Below are 17,649 nucleotides of genomic sequence, written 5' to 3'. Positions count from 1 at the left end.
AGAAAAATATTTGATACCTCTGTATTTACCGCGTCCCTGTATCACTAGATTCTTTTTTTACCTTTGGAACATTTTCAGCATCCGTTGAGTGACAAGGAAACCACCGGAAATATTAATCATGCCGATAAAAATTGCGATCGCGCCTAAAATAGTTGTGGCGGAACTAGTATTTCCTGATAGTTGCAGCATCCCACCAATGATAATAATGCCGCTAATTGCATTGGTGACGCTCATTAAAGGTGTGTGTAAAGCTGGTTTGACGTTCCAAATTATTTGCCAACCCACAAAGCAAGCTAAGACGAATACCGTAAAGTGGGACAAAAAGGAAGCCGGGGCACTAATGCCAATGCCAATCAAGGCAAATGCAGCGACAAATACCCAAAGTAAGTCATTACTACCTTTGGCAGATGATGCGGTGACAGGGGCGGAGGCGGTGACAATTGTCTGCGTGTGATTCTGTTTTTGGCTCCCCGCATCACTCACTACCTCAACTTTCTTCTCAACCACCTTCTCAATCTTCGCCGGGAGTACGGGAACTTCACCCCCATGAAGCACTAATGCACCACGAATCACATCATCATCAAGATTAATGTGGAAATTATCGCCGCCACCCATCTCTTGGAGAAGATGACAAAGATTAGTTCCATATAGTTGACTTGCCTGTTGTGCCATCCGACTCGGTAAGTCTGTGAATCCGACTATTGTCACTCCCTTGTAGCGATAGGCTTCACCCGCGCGAGTACAAGCGCAGTTACCACCCTGCTCTGCTGCCAAGTCTACGATTACCGAACCATCCTTCATACTCTCCACCATTTCTTGGGTGATGAGTATGGGTGCTTTCCTACCTGGAATCAAGGCAGTGGTGATAATGATATCTACTTCCTTTGCTTGGGCGGCGAATAATTCCATTTCCGCTTTGATGAACTCATCGCTCATCACTTTCGCATAACCACCTTCACCAGTACCATCTTCGGCAAATTGGAGTTCCAGAAACTCCGCCCCTAAGCTTTCGATTTGTTCCTTCACCACCAGTCGCGTATCAAAGGCACGCACAATTGCCCCTAATCCTTTCGCAGTTCCAATCGCAGCCAAGCCAGCCACCCCAGCACCAATTACCAATACCTTAGCGGGTGGGACTTTACCTGCGGCTGTAATTTGTCCATTAAAAAAACGTCCAAAATTATTTGCAGCTTCAATAACAGCCCGATAGCCAGCGAGATTTGCCATCGATGAGAGGGCATCCAACTTTTGGGCGCGACTAATGCGGGGTATCGCTTCCATCGCCACAACATTAGCCTTGCGCTTGCTCAATTCATTAAGTAACTCTGGATTTTGAGCCGAATAGATAAAACTAATTAATGACTTACCCTCAGATAGCAATTCAACTTCATGCTTACCCAATTCTGAATGCATCTGTGGTGGACGAACCTTCAATACAATATCAGCTTCCGACCATAATGTTGGGGCATCGGCAACAACTTGGCAATTAACTTCTGCATAGGCATCATCGGCAAAATTTGCCCCATTTCCAGCACCAGACTCTATTAGGACATCAAAACCAAGCTTCATTAATTGCTTGGCTGTATCTGGTGTCGCGGCAACGCGATATTCATTTTGATAAATTTCCTTTGGGATACCAACCTTCATCCCCTAATTCTCCTTACTTATTTAACCGATTTCCCCAAACTTCAAAAGACACCGAACGAAAAACAATAACTTGTATAGACTTTGATTCAAAATAACATTATGTGTGGTGTTTTATATCTCTTGTTGTCGTAATTCTTCACAAGAATTCTCAACATTAATATTCTCAAGATTGATTATGAAGGTAATTATAGTCATTAAATTTGGAAAAAAGTTTTTATATAAATATTTGCGTAATAATTATGTAATATTTGCGTTGATTTATTGACGTTTATTTCTGAATTTTTACTAATGTTTCGATTTTGTAACAAGTTATGTGACGAAAAATTTTCTGAGGAGTTTAGATAGAAATTAAACCCAACACCTTCTCTAACAGGATACGATTGGCGAATAGTTTGGGGGGAAATCCGCTCAAAACCTTGGGTTAGGAATGTGGATTAAATAAATTACATTAAATAAATTACAAAAGAAGGGTGCCCTTAGCGCAGCGTTACGCACCATTTTATTATATGCAAGTTATTAAATTTTCGTTCCTGAGTAGAAAAAAGCTTCTATCTGCGTAACATGTCACAGATAGGGGAAACCAAAGCTATAAATTGCTCACAAAATTCACTGATACCTTAATCTGAGTTTTTCTTCCCCTTAACTTTTACGTGTCAAATTGGAATTGCAAGTATAACTTTCTTCTAGGAATTAAGTAAATTTTCAACTCAACAAAACTCTCATCGGTGAATTTTGCTATCTCAACTTAGGGTATTTGACAGATTCTTATTTGTGTTATTAACCCTTCTAGGTATTTAAGCATAACACCCACTATTAACGATCGCACGAGATTTTGAACTCAAATTTGATGTTTCTTGACTTCTGAGGATGGCGTTAAAGTTAAGCCGGCAATACACACATGAGCATTTTTGATATTACCAACTCCAGAAGTATTTGTACTTGATCGATTGAATGTCTAATAAGTGAATTGCTACCAGTACAGTAAAACATTCACTGTTACTCATCAATTTCTAAACATTTAACCAAACCAGGCGAAAACTCCAAAATGGCTAAGAACATAATTATTATGATTGGCGATGGTATGGGCTGGGAAATGGCTCGTACTGCGGCGATCGCCAAGCAAATTAACGAAGGTAAGACTGGCGCTACACTGAGTGATTTTTATACAGAAGGCAAGGGGACAGGGCTTAACTTTCAAAAACTAGAAAACTACGGCTTAGTAACCACCTATGGGACAACGATCGCGCGCCCTAATGGTTTATTCAGTACCACTAATCCGGCTCTAGATAGCTCGATTTCCGCCACTGGTGATAGTCCTTTACTTCCAGGTTTTACTTTTAATCCTGCCTTTAATCCCGGTACTACGGCATCTGGTGGTGCTACTAACACTGATGGGAAAGCGGTTGGTAACTTGGTTGGTTATGATCCCGCGCGCGGTGGTGTTAATCCTTGGACAGATGGGAATGACCCAGAATATATTAAATACAGCTATCCTGACTCTGCAAATACCGCTACCACTCTCTACACCGGAGTCAAAAGCTATAACAATGCCATTGGCGTTGATATTTTCGAGAGACCTCTGAAAACTATTCTCAGCACTGCCAATGGTCTTGGTAAATCCACAGGGTTGGTAAGTTCAGTTCCCATCGATCATGCAACCCCCGGTGCTGCGGCTGCTAATGTTAACCGTCGGAATAAATATGATGGTGAGTATCCTGGATTAGACAATATTCTCCAACAGGAACTCCGAATCTATCAGCCAACAGTCCTACTTGGTGGTGGTCATCCACTCTCTGCACCAGGAGACTTATTACCAGAGGGAGTGGAACCGAATAGAAGCACTGAATTTGTTAGTGAATCTACTTATACAGAACTGAGTAATAAACCCACCAATAACCTCTATGGTTACACCTTTTTAGAAAGGGGTACAGATGCGGCAAAAGTGTTAGCAGACACAGCTAGTCAAATTGATCCCGAAAAAGGTGAAAGACTTCTGGGTTTATATGGCGCACGCGGACAAAATGGGAATTTACCAGTCAGTTCCGCCAATGGTGACTACAGCACCACTGGTTTGGATATGTTCAGCGTTTTCAGTAGCAAAGGATTAAAGCAAGATGTTACTCGCCCTTTGTTACCTGGAGAAACTGATGCTAGCTTCATCGCTAGAGAAGTTAATGAAAACCCAACCCTTGATGACTTGACTCAAGCGGCATTAAAGGTATTAGAAAAAGACAAAGATGGTTTCTGGTTGATGGTTGAAGGTGGCGACATCGACTGGTCTGCCCATGACAACAGTCTAGACAACCTGATCGGAACCATGAATGACTTTGATAAGGCTGTTGGGAGTACCCTCGCTTGGATTGAGAACAATGGTGGTTGGGAAGAAAATCTATTGATTGTGACAGCAGATCACGACCATTATTTAACTTTGAATCCTAATTTCCCGGCTGAATTAGCAGCAAAGGGTGCAGAAGCATTAACCGAGATTGATAATTACCAGGAAGTTGGTCATTTCTGGGGTTCTAACCCGGAAAAAGATGGTAAATATGGCTGGGGAAGTCACACCAATCGTCCAGTCCCCGTTTACTACCAAGGCGCTGGTTCTGAAGTTCTCACCAGTCAAATCAGTCAAGGTTACAACAGCTATGGTTACGATATTGCCGGGATTCCTGGGTTAGCTGACCAAGTGAATATTTACCAGACAATGTATGAGGCTGTTACTGGTAATCCGGCGGTGGAGTTTGGGACTGCTAGCAACGACACTCTTTACGGAGATGATGGGAACGATAACATTAACGGTCTCGCTGGCGACGATATCATTTTTGGTAACGAAGGCGATAACACCTTAATTGGTGGCGATGGTAATGACCGGCTTTATGGTGGTTCCGGACGCGATCGCATCTATGGTGGAGAAGGTAATAACGTCATGTATGGTAATGAAGGCGATAATATCTTCATTGCTGGCAATGGCAATAATATTGCTTATGGCGGTTCAGGTGATGATATTTTCAGTTTTGGGAATGGGAATAATCTAATTTTTGCCAATGAAGGTATCAATAATATCGTTACTGGTTCCGGTAATGATACTATCTACGGTGGTTCCCAAGCTGACTATATCTATTCTGGTGCTGGAAATGACATTATCTATGCCAATGAAGGTGACAATGTCATTTCGGCTGGTACTGGAAATGATATTGTTTACGCTGGTAGTGGTGCAGATAAGTTTATTTTGGATGCGGGTGAAGGTTTCGTGAGCATCTTTAATTTCGGCAGCAATGACCAAATTAGCCGTGGTAGCACTCTTGCAGCTAACAGCATTTTGTCCACAACTATTAGCGGTAATGACACCTTGATTAGTGTTGGTAGCGATTTATTAGCAACCCTCAAGGATGTGCAACTCAGTTCTGTAAGCTTCGTTTAATTTTTTCCTCGCAACTCACTTTGTATTGGCTTGTGGTATGTGCTTCACCTACTGCGAGCTTTCATTCGGGAATCCATACTACCAAAAATATCAATTATGGCAACTACCAAACTCAAAGGTTTCGCTTCTCTTCCTGCCGATACATTTGCAGATGGAACTCCATCAGGTAAAGGTATCTCTGCAAATGGTCGCACAGGACCTTTTTCGGGACAACCCGTGCAGGGATTTAGTGGTGTCCAGTTTGCTGGCTCTGATAAGTTCTGGTTTATGGCAGACAATGGTTATGGTGCCAAGAATAATAGTTCAGATTTTTTATTGCGAATTTATCAAGTTGATCCCAATTTTCGAGGGATTGAAAACGGAGATGGTAGCGTTCAAGTTGGCAACTTTATTCAGCTAGCTGATCCCGATCAAAAAATTCCCTTTCCAATTGTTAACGAAGGCACAACCGAGCGATCGCTAACTGGGGCTGATTTTGATATTGAATCGTTTGTTTTAGCTAAAGATGGAACGATTTGGATTGGTGATGAATTTGGTCCCTATTTGCTCCATTTTGATGCCACTGGGAAGTTACTCTCAGCTCCTGTCACCACACCAAATTCTTTCAAACTGAATACTGTGACTGGAGAAGCTCCTTTAGTCGTTGGACACCGGGGTGCAAGTGGTGAACTGCCCGAACACACTTTAGCAGCCTATAAATTAGCAATTGACCGAGGTGCTGATTTTATCGAGCCTGACCTGGTTTCTACTAAGGATGGAGTATTAGTTGCTCGCCATGAACCAAATATTATTAATACTACCGATGTGAGCGATCGCCCAGAGTTTGCGAATCGCAAAACCACAAAAATTGTTGATGGAGTCGCGGAGGAAGGCTTCTTTGTCTCCGATTTTACTTTGGCGGAACTGAAGACGCTCCGGGCAAAAATGCCTCAAGATTTCCGCACCCAAGCCTTCAATGGGGTATTGGAAATTCCCACCTTGGATGAAATTATCAACTTGGTGCAGCAGGAAGAAACCCTAACAGGACGCAAAATTGGTATTTACCCGGAAACAAAACATCCAACTTACCATGATGACCTGGGTTTATCCCTGGAGGAAAAACTAATTGACACGTTGGTAAAAACTGGATTTACTGACCCCAAGCGTGTATTTATTCAGTCATTTGAAACTAGTAATCTCAAGGAACTGAATAATGTCATCATGCCCAAAGCGGGTATCGACTTACCTTTGGTGCAGTTATTAGATGCCGCAGATGTCCGTGTAGATGGCTCTCTAATTGAGGTTAAACCCTACGATTTCGTGGTGAGTGGTGACTCCCGCACCTACGCAGATTTACGCACACCTGCGGGACTAGAGGAAATCGCCACCTATGCTGATGGCATTGGTCCTTGGAAGCGGATGATTGTTTCTGTCAAGGGTGTGGATGCGAATGCTGATGGCAAAGCCGATGATATTAATGGGGATGGGGCTGTCAACGATGCCGATAAAACCACTTTACCCCCAACAAATTTAATCCAAGATGCCCATGCAGTTGGCTTGCAGGTACATCCCTACACTTTCCGCAACGAGGAACGGTATTTAGCAGCAGACTACAATGGCAACCCCGAAGCCGAATATAAACAGTTTATTAACTTGGGTGTGGACGCTTATTTCACCGACTTTCCGGGTACAGGTGACTTGGTACGTGAGCAAATTTTATCGCCATTTGTGCGATCGCCCCAAAATCCAGATATCCTGAAAACGAATGAGTTCAAAACCCTTGACAAAAATCCTCCCATTGTCATTGGGCATCGTGGTGCTAGTGGGGAACGTCCTGAACATACCTTAGCAGCCTACAAACTCGCGATCGCTCAAGGTGCGGATTTTATTGAACCTGATTTAGTTGCCACCAAAGATGGTATTTTGATTGCTCGCCACGAAAATGCTTTAGCTGTCATCAATGCTGACGGTAGTCTGAATAATACCGATACCAGTACCGACGTATACCTGCGTCCAGAGTTTGCCAATCGCCTCACCACCAAAGTCATTGATGGACGCAACGTGAAGGGTTGGTTTAGCGAAGATTTTACCCTGGCTGAACTCAAAACCCTAAATGCGATCGAGCGTTTACCAGCTTTACGGGGCACTAAGTTTAATAACGATAAACTCCAAGTTCCCACCTTGGCGGAAATTATTGATTTAGTCCAGCAAGTTGAGCAGGAAACCGGACGCAAAATAGGCATCTATCCAGAAACCAAACATCCCACCTACTTTGCCAGCGAAGGAAAACGCATTGATGGCACTGCCATTAATATCAACCTGGGACAAAAACTAGTTGATACCCTAGTTGCCAAAAACTTTACCGATCCCAAACGGGTATTTATTCAATCCTTTGAAGTTGGCAATCTCCAGGAACTCAACAATGACATCATGCCCCAGGCAAAAATCGATTTGCCTTTGGTACAGCTATTTGGTGGAGCCAGCGATCGCCCCTACGATTTTAGAGTCACAGGTGATCAACGTACCTACGGCGACCTGACAAAGCCCGCAGAATTAGCTGAGATTGCCAACTATGCGGCAGGTATTGGTCCCAACAAACGGTTAATTGTGCCGGCTGGTAGCGATGGTAAATTGCTTGCTCCCACTACACTAGTTGAAGATGCCCACAGCGCCGGATTACTTGTACATCTTTATACTTTACGTAATGAGGGCGTATTTTTGGCTCCCGACTATAACGGTGACCCAATTCAAGAATACAAGCAGTTTATTGAGCTAGGTGTTGACGGTTTCTTCACTGACTTCCCTGGTACAGGTGATACTATCCGTGACCTTTATGTCGGTACATCTGCGGTCTCAAACCTGGGTGGTTCTAGGGGATTTGAAGGGTTAGGAATTAACCCAGATAAAACCAAGTTATATCCGCTACTGGAAGGTACGGTTGTTGGGGATGCGCCAGGTTCTCTCCGCATCTATGATTTTGATATCGCCTCCCAGCAATATCAAGGTTTAGTGGGATATTACCAAATGGAAAATCCCAACCATGCGATCGGTGATATCGCTGTGATTAATGGGAATGAATATCTCGTCATCGAACGCGATAATAATCAAGGGGATGCAGCTAAATTCAAAAAAATCTACAAAGTTGACTTTTCTCAAAAAGACCTCAACGGTTTTGTCGCTAAACAAGAAGTTGCTGATTTACTGAATATCCAAGACCCCCAGGATTTAGACAAAGATGGTAGCAGCACTTTCAAAATGCCCTTCCAAACAATTGAAGATGTCCTAGTTATCGACGAGAAAACCATCCTCGTGGCAAACGATAACAACTACCCCTTCTCAGTTGGTCGTCCTCCGGCGATCGATAATAATGAAATCATCATTCTAGAGTTGGATAAACCCCTAAATCTCGATCCTCGTGTGGGAATTGCCGGTCAAAATCTGCCAGCGATGCAAATTCAAGGAACAGAAGGCGATGATGTCCTTTATGGTAGCGACAAAGACGAACTATTTGCTGCTGGGGCAGGCAACAATACCATTTACGGTAACGAAGGTCAAAATATCTTCATTGCTGGTAATGGAAATAACATTGCCTATGGTGGTTCTGGTAATGATGTCTTTTTCTTTGGGAATGGAAATAATCTGATTTATGCCAATGAAGGAATTAATAAAATTACCACTGGCTCTGGTAATGACTTAATTTACGGCGGTTCTCAAGCTGATGTCATTTATTCTGGTGTGGGTGATGACCTGATCTACGCCAACGAAGGTAATAATGTTATTTCTGCGGGCACTGGTAATAATACCGTGTATTCTGGTAGCGGAAGTGACAGATTTATCTTGGATACAGGTGTTGGTTCCACAACTATCTTTAATTATGGCAGCAACGACCAAATCAGTTTAGGTAGTACCCTGAATACTAACAGCACTTTATCGGTGAGTATTAGTGGTAACGATACCTTGATTAGTTCAGGTAGTGACTTACTAGCAACGCTCAAGGATGTCAAACTGAGTTCTGTGACTATCATCTAGATTCAGGATTGGACTGAAGTTTGGCAATCATGACGAAAAAATAAGCCTTGCAATTCAGATTAAGTTCTGGATTTTCCTAGTTCCCAGTCATAAGGCTGGGAATCTATTTTCGGAGGGGAATTATCCAGGGTTTGCTCTTTGTCAGCAAATTTACTGATTTCATCCGCTTAAACAGCCAGATATAACTTGATTAAAGATGGTCTTTGATAAATCTTGGATAAAGATTCTCAGACAGGATGTTCTACTGCATAGATTGAGTTATGGCTGTTTTGACTGCTGACACTTCTGTTTTATTGAATCAAATTGGCTCCGATGTCTGTCAAGCCATAGTTACCATTCAAGAACAGCAACCACATCTACTCCTAGAAAAGTATAGAAATATACCTTGGTCGAGCGATCGCCATCAAGCTGGTTTAAAAAGTAAGCTAACGGAAGTTCTCGGCACAGCTAAAGATGCAGCTAATATCCAGCAACGACTGCAAAAATTTCTCAAAGCCCTACTTTCCCCTGAATCGTTTGCATCGCAGATAGTAATTGACTTAATCGCAAAAGTGGTTCAACTCTGTTCGTTAAATATAAATTCAAATACCAATTCAAATTTAAATTTAAATTCAAATATCAGAAATAATGGTGTCGTTGCGCCACAGCAACCAGTTAATCCTCCCAATAGCGAAAATTTTCAGCCAGTCACAACAACTAAAACTCGGCAACCGCAAAACTTAGAATCACTACAAATCGAAAAAAATCCAGAAAAAATCGCGATTAGCGCCGAAAATAGCCAAAAAGTAGAAAAAGAAGCAGATAAAATCCCAGCAACCACCACATTAACAGGAATTACAGTCTTATTATTAGATGCAGAAAATCTGCAACTGAATCCAGAAACAGAAAAATTTTTAACCACAGTTTGTCATTCACCAATTCAAGTCAAAGTTGCATTTGCAAATTGGTCACGTAAAGGTAAACTGGACGCAGAGTTACATCAGCGTGGCTACGATCTTATTCACGTTCCTTCCGGCAAAGATAATGCTGATGGTAAAATGATAGCCTATGGTTCATCCATCTGCGATCGCTTCCCAAATGCCAAAGAAGTTTTAGTTTGTTCATCAGACAATGTGATGACAAACCTGTGCAATCACCTTCAGCAACATGGTTTAACTGTATACCGCGTCACCAAACAGGGTTGCAATCTCAAAGTGTTGGAAAACCAAAGTAGTAAAACTTGGCAGCACGTAGTTTTACCCAGTATTGACCAATTTATCACTCAAATTAAAGATATTATGCGAGATGAAGAGTCTCGTACTGGCAATCAATGGCTAAAATTGTCAAAATTATCGCAAATCTTTCATAGTAAATACAACATTGGTGTGAAGCAAGTAATTTTCTATCATTTTCCCGGTAAAACCGCTAAAGATATTTTTCTTACCAAACCAGAATTTGTTGTGCACCAATTGCCAGAAGATTCTGAGACATACATAGCGTTATTCAAAATTCCCCAACAGTCAAATAATGGGGATACGCCAAAAGGGAAAAAGTAAAACCATATCTATGTACAACATGTACTTACATGATAGTACAGCTTGAGCGTACTTGATTACTTGCAGGTAAAGCAAATGTAAATTCACCAGGTGACTTGTAAAGATTTGGTGATTTTCGCTTCACTATATTGTTTCATCCCTGATGCGAAATACTGTAGTTTGAATAGCTATACCTAATATTAGGTACTACTTATGGATTATTTGCCATACTAATTTTTGTGCTAATGTATCAGAAACATCACTGATAGCGACGAGCATGAAAATACTCTAGGTACGCTTTACTTCTTAAGTAGATATATATGTGTTTGTCATTAAACCATGTAATTTTTACATGAATTACCAGAAAATACACTCATCTTTTACAGGAAATTCTACATCAGGATTGTATCTAAATTAGCAAATTAATTAATTATTTTCTCGGCAATGTTACAGTGAGGGTCTCATGATAAAACAGGGTAGTCGCAAATCAGATATATCCCTGATTCTGGAGGAAAGTAGTAGTTCGCTCCAGTTTGGTTACTCAATTGCAGAAACTTTTCCCAACAAGATCAATAACATCACAACAGTAACCAAAACAAGTAGTCATCTGGAAGGAGTTGTACTGGAGCGAGTTACATCCCGGAAGGTAAGTAGCTCAAAAGCACAAAAACTAATCAACCCGGTGACGCGATTAAATCCTATTCTTAGAGCTTATGACTTTGAGGATACTAATGCAGGAGTTGAAGAAGATGTTGACAATTGTATCAGTTTAGACTTGGACACATTGCAATGTTTTGAATCCGTGGAACTTCAGTATGAAGAATTGGGGGTAGTTTTTAGTAATTGTATTGCCATACAGCCTTCTAATCCAGCATTCCCCACCGAGCGGGGAGTGACTGTATTAATGGGAGCGCCAAAAAGTGGTTTTTTAGAAGCCTCTTTTGTGCGTCCGGTAAATGTGGTTAATCTCCGGGTGACTAGTTCCCAAAGGCTTATTATGTCAGCTTATAATCGCGATCGTCAAGTGATTGCCCATGATATACTCCCTGGGGCAAATTTAGCAAATACCGACTCCATAATTCCTCCGAATGCTTTACTATCATTAAAAGCACAGGAAATTTGTAGTATCAGCCTATATGCCTTCGATGGTCAATTTACCATTGATGAATTTCACTTTTGTTTTGACTAGTTTTAACCACAAATTCCGAAAAAATATCCCCAATGAGCATATTCTCAGACTTTGCTAGTCATTTTGAGGTAGATGTTGAGATAAAAATATGTGATTGTTCGGTAATTGCCCCACTTTACATCCAAAAGCCATATATTATAAATCTGTCGATCAAGTAGGTAAATACAGTGGCACAAGCTTCGTCTTCGTGGCAGCAAATAATTAACCAGATACCCAACTGGGCGCTTCCAGCATCTAAGACAGGAGCCGCAAAACAGCTATATGTGAAGCGATTTCGGGAGCCAGGAAAAGCGCTAGGAATCTTAACTGTTGTTGTTGCAATGTTGGTGTGGGACTGGAAGTTGTTGCTTGCTAGTAGCATTGGTATTGGGGCAATGACATTAGCTTATTCGATGCAAAAGTGGAATTGGCAAAAATACTGGTTTGAGTTGAGTAAATTGCTTCACAGTCCCAATCGCCGTTTGACTGTAGCAGTATTGAGTGGTGGGATAGCTGCTTTGAGTACCTATATGGCGATCGCAGTTTGGATGGGTTCCAAAAATCCCTGGATTGCCACAGGTGCTATTTTACAAGGTATTGGTACTCTCATCACTCTGATTTTATTAATCGGAATAATTATTAATAGTCAAGATAATAAAGACCAAAATCAAATAGACAAACTACTAAGAAATCTCACTGAATCAGACCCTCTCAAACGTCTCATCGCCGTGCGTCAACTGACAAAGTTAGCAACAAGTTCGAGGATTAATATATCTGAGCAACAAAACATTACAGAATGTTTACAACTCTTACTCACTCAAGAAAAAGAAACATTAATCCGAGATGCAACGTTTGAAAGTTTGCAAATACTTGACACAGCTAACCAAAAACCAACTCCTTTAAAACCTCTAAAAATTAGAGTCAAAAAACAAGTTTATGAGATGTAGAATTGGGTACTACTCACCCTAAGTTATAAGTAACTTATTGAACCAGCAGTTTACCCAACACTCAAAACTTTTCCATCTCTTACCTGAACGACTCTATGGTTACAGCGACGCACTAATTGTTCATCGTGAGTCGTGATAATTACTGTGGCACCAAAAGAATTTAGCTTTCTCAATATTTGTATTATCTGCCAAGAATTATCCGGATCAAGATTTCCGGTGGGTTCATCAGCTAAAATTATTGGTGGTGTACTCACAATCGCACGGGCAATACTCACCCTTTGTTGTTCACCACCAGAAAGCTGACTGGGAAAACAATCCATTTTTGGTAGTAGCCCCACAAGTTTTAAAGTTGGTTGTAAACGTCTCTGGATTTCTTTACGAGTATAGCCCTGTGCTTGCAGAACTACGGCGATGTTTTCTGCTACTGTCCGTTGGGGAATTAATTTGTAGTCTTGAAAAACAATACCTATACGTCGTCGCAGCAAGGATAGTCTATTCCCCTGTAAATTGGGGACATAACAATCATCTACCAATACCTCTCCAAATGTCGGTGACTCTTCACCATACAGCAATTTTAAAAGGGTAGATTTTCCCGAACCACTGGCTCCGGTAATAAACAAAAATTCTCCCTTCTTCACCTCTAAATTGACATCAATTAAGGCATCGCGCCCATTTTTATACGTTTTGGTGACATCACGTAACTGTACCATTGCCGCAGTCTCACTCTTTGGTTCCGGCGCTGGTTTTTCCTGCTCAATAACGGATTGATAAGAAATTACTTTATTTTTGAGTTCGTTTGTGACTTGATTGGTTAAAACTGGCATTGCTGATTTTGGGTAATGAGATTACAAATTGCTCACAAATTCAGGATTCCCACGCAAAGCCAAAAAATATCAAGTTTGTGTAAATTTAATTGACCATTGCACAATATACTTAGGCAAAAAGGGGAAAGGTAAAAATAAAACAAGTGTTTTTACACACTTCCCCCATATGCGGCTCGCGACTAAGTATATAAATACATCAAGATAAATCAGGTTTAATGAGCAACTGCACCTTTACCTGTTAGCGAATATACTATTGCTTTCCAGGCAAATTCCGGTAAAGCTAACATTCGTCGCCAGCGCCAAGGCTCTTGATAAAGACGATATAACCACTCTAAGTTATTATTACCTAGCCAAGAAGGGGCACGGGTTTTAGTTCCAGACCAAATATCAAAACTACCACCTACACCAATCCAAATTGCTTGTGGGCATAAATGGCGATTTTTAGCAATCCACATCTCTTGACGTGGTACTCCCAGCCCAACCAAAATTACTTGAGGCTGCGTCTGAGCCAGGTTTTCTTTTAGTAGTTGTTCTTCTTCTTTTGAATGATAACCTGAATGGGTTCCGGCGATCGCTAATTCTGGTGTTTGCTGCTGCCAATATTCTGCGGCTTGTTGGGCAACTCCCGGAGCTCCACCATAGAAAAAAACCTTGGCATCGGAATGCGATCGCTCTAAGGAGAATAGCAGGTTTTCTGCCAGTTCAATACCGGGGGCACGCTGAACTTTTTGCTGTAATAGCAGTCGCAAATACAAAACTACCCCTGCGCCATCAGGAATTACTAGCTCTGCATTGCGAATCACATCGGCAAGGAGTTTATTTTGCTCGGCTTGCATGGTCATTTCCGCATTGAGGGTGACTACATGCGCCCCTTGACCTAATTGTAAACATTCTAGTAACCAGTCGGGGTAGTTTGGCATTACGTGAACTGGTAGCCCTAATACCGAACAGGATTGAGTCGAAACAGATTTAGGCGGATTAAACATAGCCTATTGTTAATTAGCCTCACACCATACCTTAACGAAGCTAGTTTATCAAATTTGTTCCTAATGTCATGTGTCTTATTTATGACAGATTTTTGTTTGTGGTTACTATTGCTGAAAATCTAATTATTTGCATTGTGAAAAATCAGGTCTGGAACCCGAATTTATTATCTACATCAGGCAAGGGAAGTAAACATATATCCATCTCTAAAGCCAAGGTAGGTAAAATATTTTTGCTGCTCAACAAGGTCGAAAAAACTATCGCCAACAAAGTCTCTGAACAGATAACAACAGAATTAGATTAATTTATATAGTAGGTGCTGTTTTAAGGGTTAAAATAATCCTTTCTTGAAGTTTGGCTTAAAGCTTGGCTTAAAGTTTGAGATATGAAGCTGGTATCGGATGCAAAAACTCATTAAGCAGAAGTTTCCTGCTACTGCTGGCTTGATTGACAAAACTTAATATTTTAGCTTTGTGAAAGATGTTTGAAACTACATCTGGTGAAACTTTATTCGTAAACTCAATTTTACAGTCAACAGTGAGACGGGCGGAAATCAACCATGAGTAAAATGCGTGTTGCTCTAATTGAAGATCATGACCTTACCCGTGTGGGTATCCGTACTGCTTTACAGCAAAAAGACGAGATTGAAATTGTGGGAGAGGCTGCCAATGCTGCGGATGGACTAAAATTGTTAAATACTCTACATCCTGATGTAGCAATTGTCGATATTGGTTTACCTGACAAAGATGGTATTGAACTCACAAGAGAAGTAAAATCGGCAGTGGGAACTGATGAGTTAGGCAAAACTAAAGTATTAATTCTAACTCTTCGTGACAATAAGGAAGCTGTACTAGCGGCTTTCGCGGCTGGTGCTGACTCATACTGCATGAAGGATACGAAGTACGATAATTTAATTGAAGCTGTCCGCGTCACCTATAACGGCAATGCCTGGATTGACCCTGCGATCGCCCGAATTGTACTTCAACAAGCACAGCAAAATCCTCCCAAGCTTGACTCTGCAAATTTGGAAACCAAGTCAGGACAGCGATTACCAACCTCTTCAGTGTCATCAGAAGAAATAATTGATCCCTACACCCTCACCGAACGCGAATTGGAAGTTTTGCAGTTGATTGTTGAAGGTTGTAGTAATGCTGTCATTGCTGATCGACTTTACATTACAGTCGGTACTGTCAAAACTCATGTCCGTAACATTTTAAACAAATTATGTGCCGATGACCGCACTCAAGCTGCTGTCCGTGCCTTACGTTCTGGTTTAGTTGGTTAAGATTACTATGTATATCTATATACATATAAACCATCAACTAAAAATGTTAATTTGTTGTGAATTATAGTGTTGAAACTGGGTATTCTGTAAATAAGGATGTAATTTATTATTCTTTACACACTGGGCGCATCGGTCTGAGATTATATATCTGAGACTAATTCGTCTGCAAACCAGCACGACATTTAAAGTCAAATATGACTGATACAGGGTTAGAAAAATTGAAGTTGATGGTGGTAGATGATGAACCGGATAACCTAGAATTACTCTACCGTACTTTTCGACGAGATTTTCAAGTTTTTAAAGCCAGCAATGCCCTAAGTGCGATCGATATCCTGGAAAAAGAAGGCGAAATGGCTGTAATTATCTCAGACCAAAGAATGCCTGAGATGAATGGTACAGAGTTTCTCAGCCTCACGGTTGAACGTTTCCCCGATACGATTAGAATTTTGCTGACTGGTTTTACCGATGTCGAAGACTTGGTTGACGCGATTAATTCGGGTCAGGTATTCAAGTATATTACCAAACCTTGGAAACCTGACCGTCTCAAAGCTGTGGTTGAACAGGCGGCGGATACCTATCGCGTTGTCAAAAAACGTACTCAGGAATTACGGCGGGCTTTGCGGCGCGAGTCACTTTTTAATGCTGTGACTATGGCGATTCGTGAGTCACTTGATTATCTCAGTATGCTACAAAAAATTGTTGCCACACTGGGACAGAGTTTTGATGCGACCTATTGCTTTTTGCGTCCGGTGGAAAGCGATCGCCTCACAGTCGATGAATTTTTTTACCAAGATACAAAATCGACTGATGTTTTTGTGCCCATAAATTCTGAAGCTTTAATAGACAAAGTTTTGGAAACAAGACATTACCAACTTAGCGAAACTTGGGACGAAAGCTATCCTGGCTATCAACTCGTAATTCCGCTTATCTACCAAAAGCAATTACTTGCCATATTGACTTTATGCCAATATCGGCGCGATCGCCCCTGGAAAGAAGAGGATATCCAACTAATCGCAGATGTTTCTGAGCAAGCTGCACTGGCACTGTCACAAGCCAAACTCTATCAAAGACTACAGGAAAAACAAGAGCAAATTCACCTGGAATTGGAAGTTGCCCGCCAAATTCAAAACAATCTACTCAGACAAGAATTACCCGAAATCAAAAGCGCCAAAATCCAAGCCAGTTGCTTACCAGCACGGGAAGTCGGAGGCGACTTTTTTGAGGTATTTGTCCACCCTAAAGGTGATTTGTGGGTGGCAGTCGGAGATGTTTCTGGTAAAGGTGTTCCCGCAGCTTTATTTATGGCTAGTGCCATCTCAGTTTTGCGTCGCGAACTTTCCCAAGAAACGCCCGCAATGCCAAATGTAATCATGCAAAACCTCAATCATGCTCTATGTGATGATTTAATCAGCAATAACTGCTTTATTACTTTGGTATTGGCACGTTACACCCCCAAGACTAAAGAACTAGTGTATGCAAATGCTGGTCATATCTATCCCCTGTTGTGGTCTAGTGATATCAGCAACACCCAAGAACCCAAATACTTAGAAACACGTGGTGTTCCCTTAGGAATTTTACCAAAATGGCAAGCAGAATCAGGTCAGGTGTTTCTCTCCTCTGGAGACACACTACTACTTGCGAGTGATGGAATTACAGAGGCGATCGTTGATAGCACCATGCTCAAGCAAGATGGTTTGTGGAAACTATTACAAGAGCAACAACTACCTTTATGTCTCGATAATTTACTCGCTCGCATTCAAGCAGATGCAGATACTCAAGAAGACGACCAAACTATACTTGCTTTGGAGGTTTTGTAAATGATGAAGACAGAGCTTCACGTACCAAGCGACG

10 protein-coding genes are annotated in these 17,649 nt (G+C 41.4%); 7 read left to right on the top strand and 3 right to left on the bottom strand.

Translation table 11 applies throughout. The features are described 5' to 3' along the window. Positions 1-57: 57 nt before the first annotated feature. Positions 58-1,647, bottom strand: a complete 1,590-nt coding sequence (pntA, locus tag VB733_RS16780) for a Re/Si-specific NAD(P)(+) transhydrogenase subunit alpha (RefSeq protein ID WP_323341206.1) — start codon at positions 1,645-1,647, stop codon at positions 58-60. A gap of 1,045 nt (positions 1,648-2,692) precedes the next feature. Between pntA and VB733_RS16775 the strand changes: the two genes are divergently transcribed. The 5 genes from VB733_RS16775 (at position 2,693) to VB733_RS16755 (ending at position 12,705) form a co-directional block, all read left to right on the top strand. Next, positions 2,693-5,068 carry an alkaline phosphatase gene (locus VB733_RS16775; protein ID WP_323341205.1) on the top strand — a complete coding sequence of 792 codons (2,376 nt, stop codon included), beginning with the start codon at positions 2,693-2,695 and terminating at the stop codon, positions 5,066-5,068. 93 nt (positions 5,069-5,161) lie between these two features. After that, positions 5,162-9,076 (top strand): glycerophosphodiester phosphodiesterase family protein, encoded by a 3,915-nt coding sequence (locus tag VB733_RS16770; protein WP_323341277.1) that lies wholly within the window; start codon positions 5,162-5,164, stop codon positions 9,074-9,076. 260 nt (positions 9,077-9,336) lie between these two features. Beyond that, positions 9,337-10,611, top strand: a complete 1,275-nt coding sequence (locus VB733_RS16765; protein ID WP_323341204.1) for an NYN domain-containing protein — start codon at positions 9,337-9,339, stop codon at positions 10,609-10,611. 442 nt (positions 10,612-11,053) lie between these two features. Next, a complete protein-coding gene (locus VB733_RS16760; protein ID WP_323341203.1) occupies positions 11,054-11,779 on the top strand; it encodes a hypothetical protein in 726 nt (241 codons plus the stop codon). A gap of 167 nt (positions 11,780-11,946) precedes the next feature. Beyond that, positions 11,947-12,705: an armadillo-type fold-containing protein gene (locus VB733_RS16755; RefSeq protein WP_323341202.1), complete on the top strand. Its 759-nt coding sequence runs from the start codon at positions 11,947-11,949 to the stop codon at positions 12,703-12,705. 50 nt (positions 12,706-12,755) lie between these two features. On the opposite strand, the gene ftsE is transcribed toward VB733_RS16755, so the two are convergent. Together ftsE and VB733_RS16745 are read right to left on the bottom strand one after the other, a co-directional pair. Further along, positions 12,756-13,529: a cell division ATP-binding protein FtsE gene (gene ftsE / locus VB733_RS16750; RefSeq protein ID WP_323341201.1), complete on the bottom strand. Its 774-nt coding sequence runs from the start codon at positions 13,527-13,529 to the stop codon at positions 12,756-12,758. A 212-nt stretch (positions 13,530-13,741) separates the two neighbouring features. Continuing rightward, positions 13,742-14,515: a WecB/TagA/CpsF family glycosyltransferase gene (locus VB733_RS16745; RefSeq protein WP_323341200.1), complete on the bottom strand. Its 774-nt coding sequence runs from the start codon at positions 14,513-14,515 to the stop codon at positions 13,742-13,744. 557 nt (positions 14,516-15,072) lie between these two features. Between VB733_RS16745 and VB733_RS16740 the strand changes: the two genes are divergently transcribed. Then, entirely contained in the window at positions 15,073-15,798 is a 726-nt protein-coding gene (locus tag VB733_RS16740) for a response regulator transcription factor (protein ID WP_323341199.1), read from the top strand. Positions 15,799-15,992: 194 nt separating this feature from the next. Further along, complete coding sequence (locus tag VB733_RS16735; RefSeq protein ID WP_323341198.1) at positions 15,993-17,615, top strand: SpoIIE family protein phosphatase; 1,623 nt, start codon at positions 15,993-15,995, stop codon at positions 17,613-17,615. Positions 17,616-17,649 lie beyond the last annotated feature (34 nt).

This window comes from Calothrix sp. UHCC 0171 (genome assembly GCF_034931845.1).
In the GTDB taxonomy this organism is placed as follows: Bacteria; Cyanobacteriota; Cyanobacteriia; order Cyanobacteriales; family Nostocaceae; genus Brunnivagina.
Note: the sequence above shows the minus strand (reverse complement) of the source record. Positions and strands in the feature narration are given on the sequence as shown.

Bases quoted from the DNA above. Each gene is read 5' to 3' on its own strand.
- pntA (WP_323341206.1), bottom strand. From the start codon at position 1,647: ATGAAGGTTGGTATCCCAAAGGAAATTTATCAAAATGAATATCGCGTT.
- VB733_RS16775 (WP_323341205.1), top strand. From the start codon at position 2,693: ATGGCTAAGAACATAATTATTATGATTGGCGATGGTATGGGCTGGGAA.
- VB733_RS16765 (WP_323341204.1), top strand. From the start codon at position 9,337: ATGGCTGTTTTGACTGCTGACACTTCTGTTTTATTGAATCAAATTGGC.
- VB733_RS16760 (WP_323341203.1), top strand. From the start codon at position 11,054: ATGATAAAACAGGGTAGTCGCAAATCAGATATATCCCTGATTCTGGAG.
- ftsE (WP_323341201.1), bottom strand. From the start codon at position 13,529: ATGCCAGTTTTAACCAATCAAGTCACAAACGAACTCAAAAATAAAGTA.
- VB733_RS16745 (WP_323341200.1), bottom strand. From the start codon at position 14,515: ATGTTTAATCCGCCTAAATCTGTTTCGACTCAATCCTGTTCGGTATTA.
- VB733_RS16740 (WP_323341199.1), top strand. From the start codon at position 15,073: ATGAGTAAAATGCGTGTTGCTCTAATTGAAGATCATGACCTTACCCGT.
- VB733_RS16735 (WP_323341198.1), top strand. From the start codon at position 15,993: ATGACTGATACAGGGTTAGAAAAATTGAAGTTGATGGTGGTAGATGAT.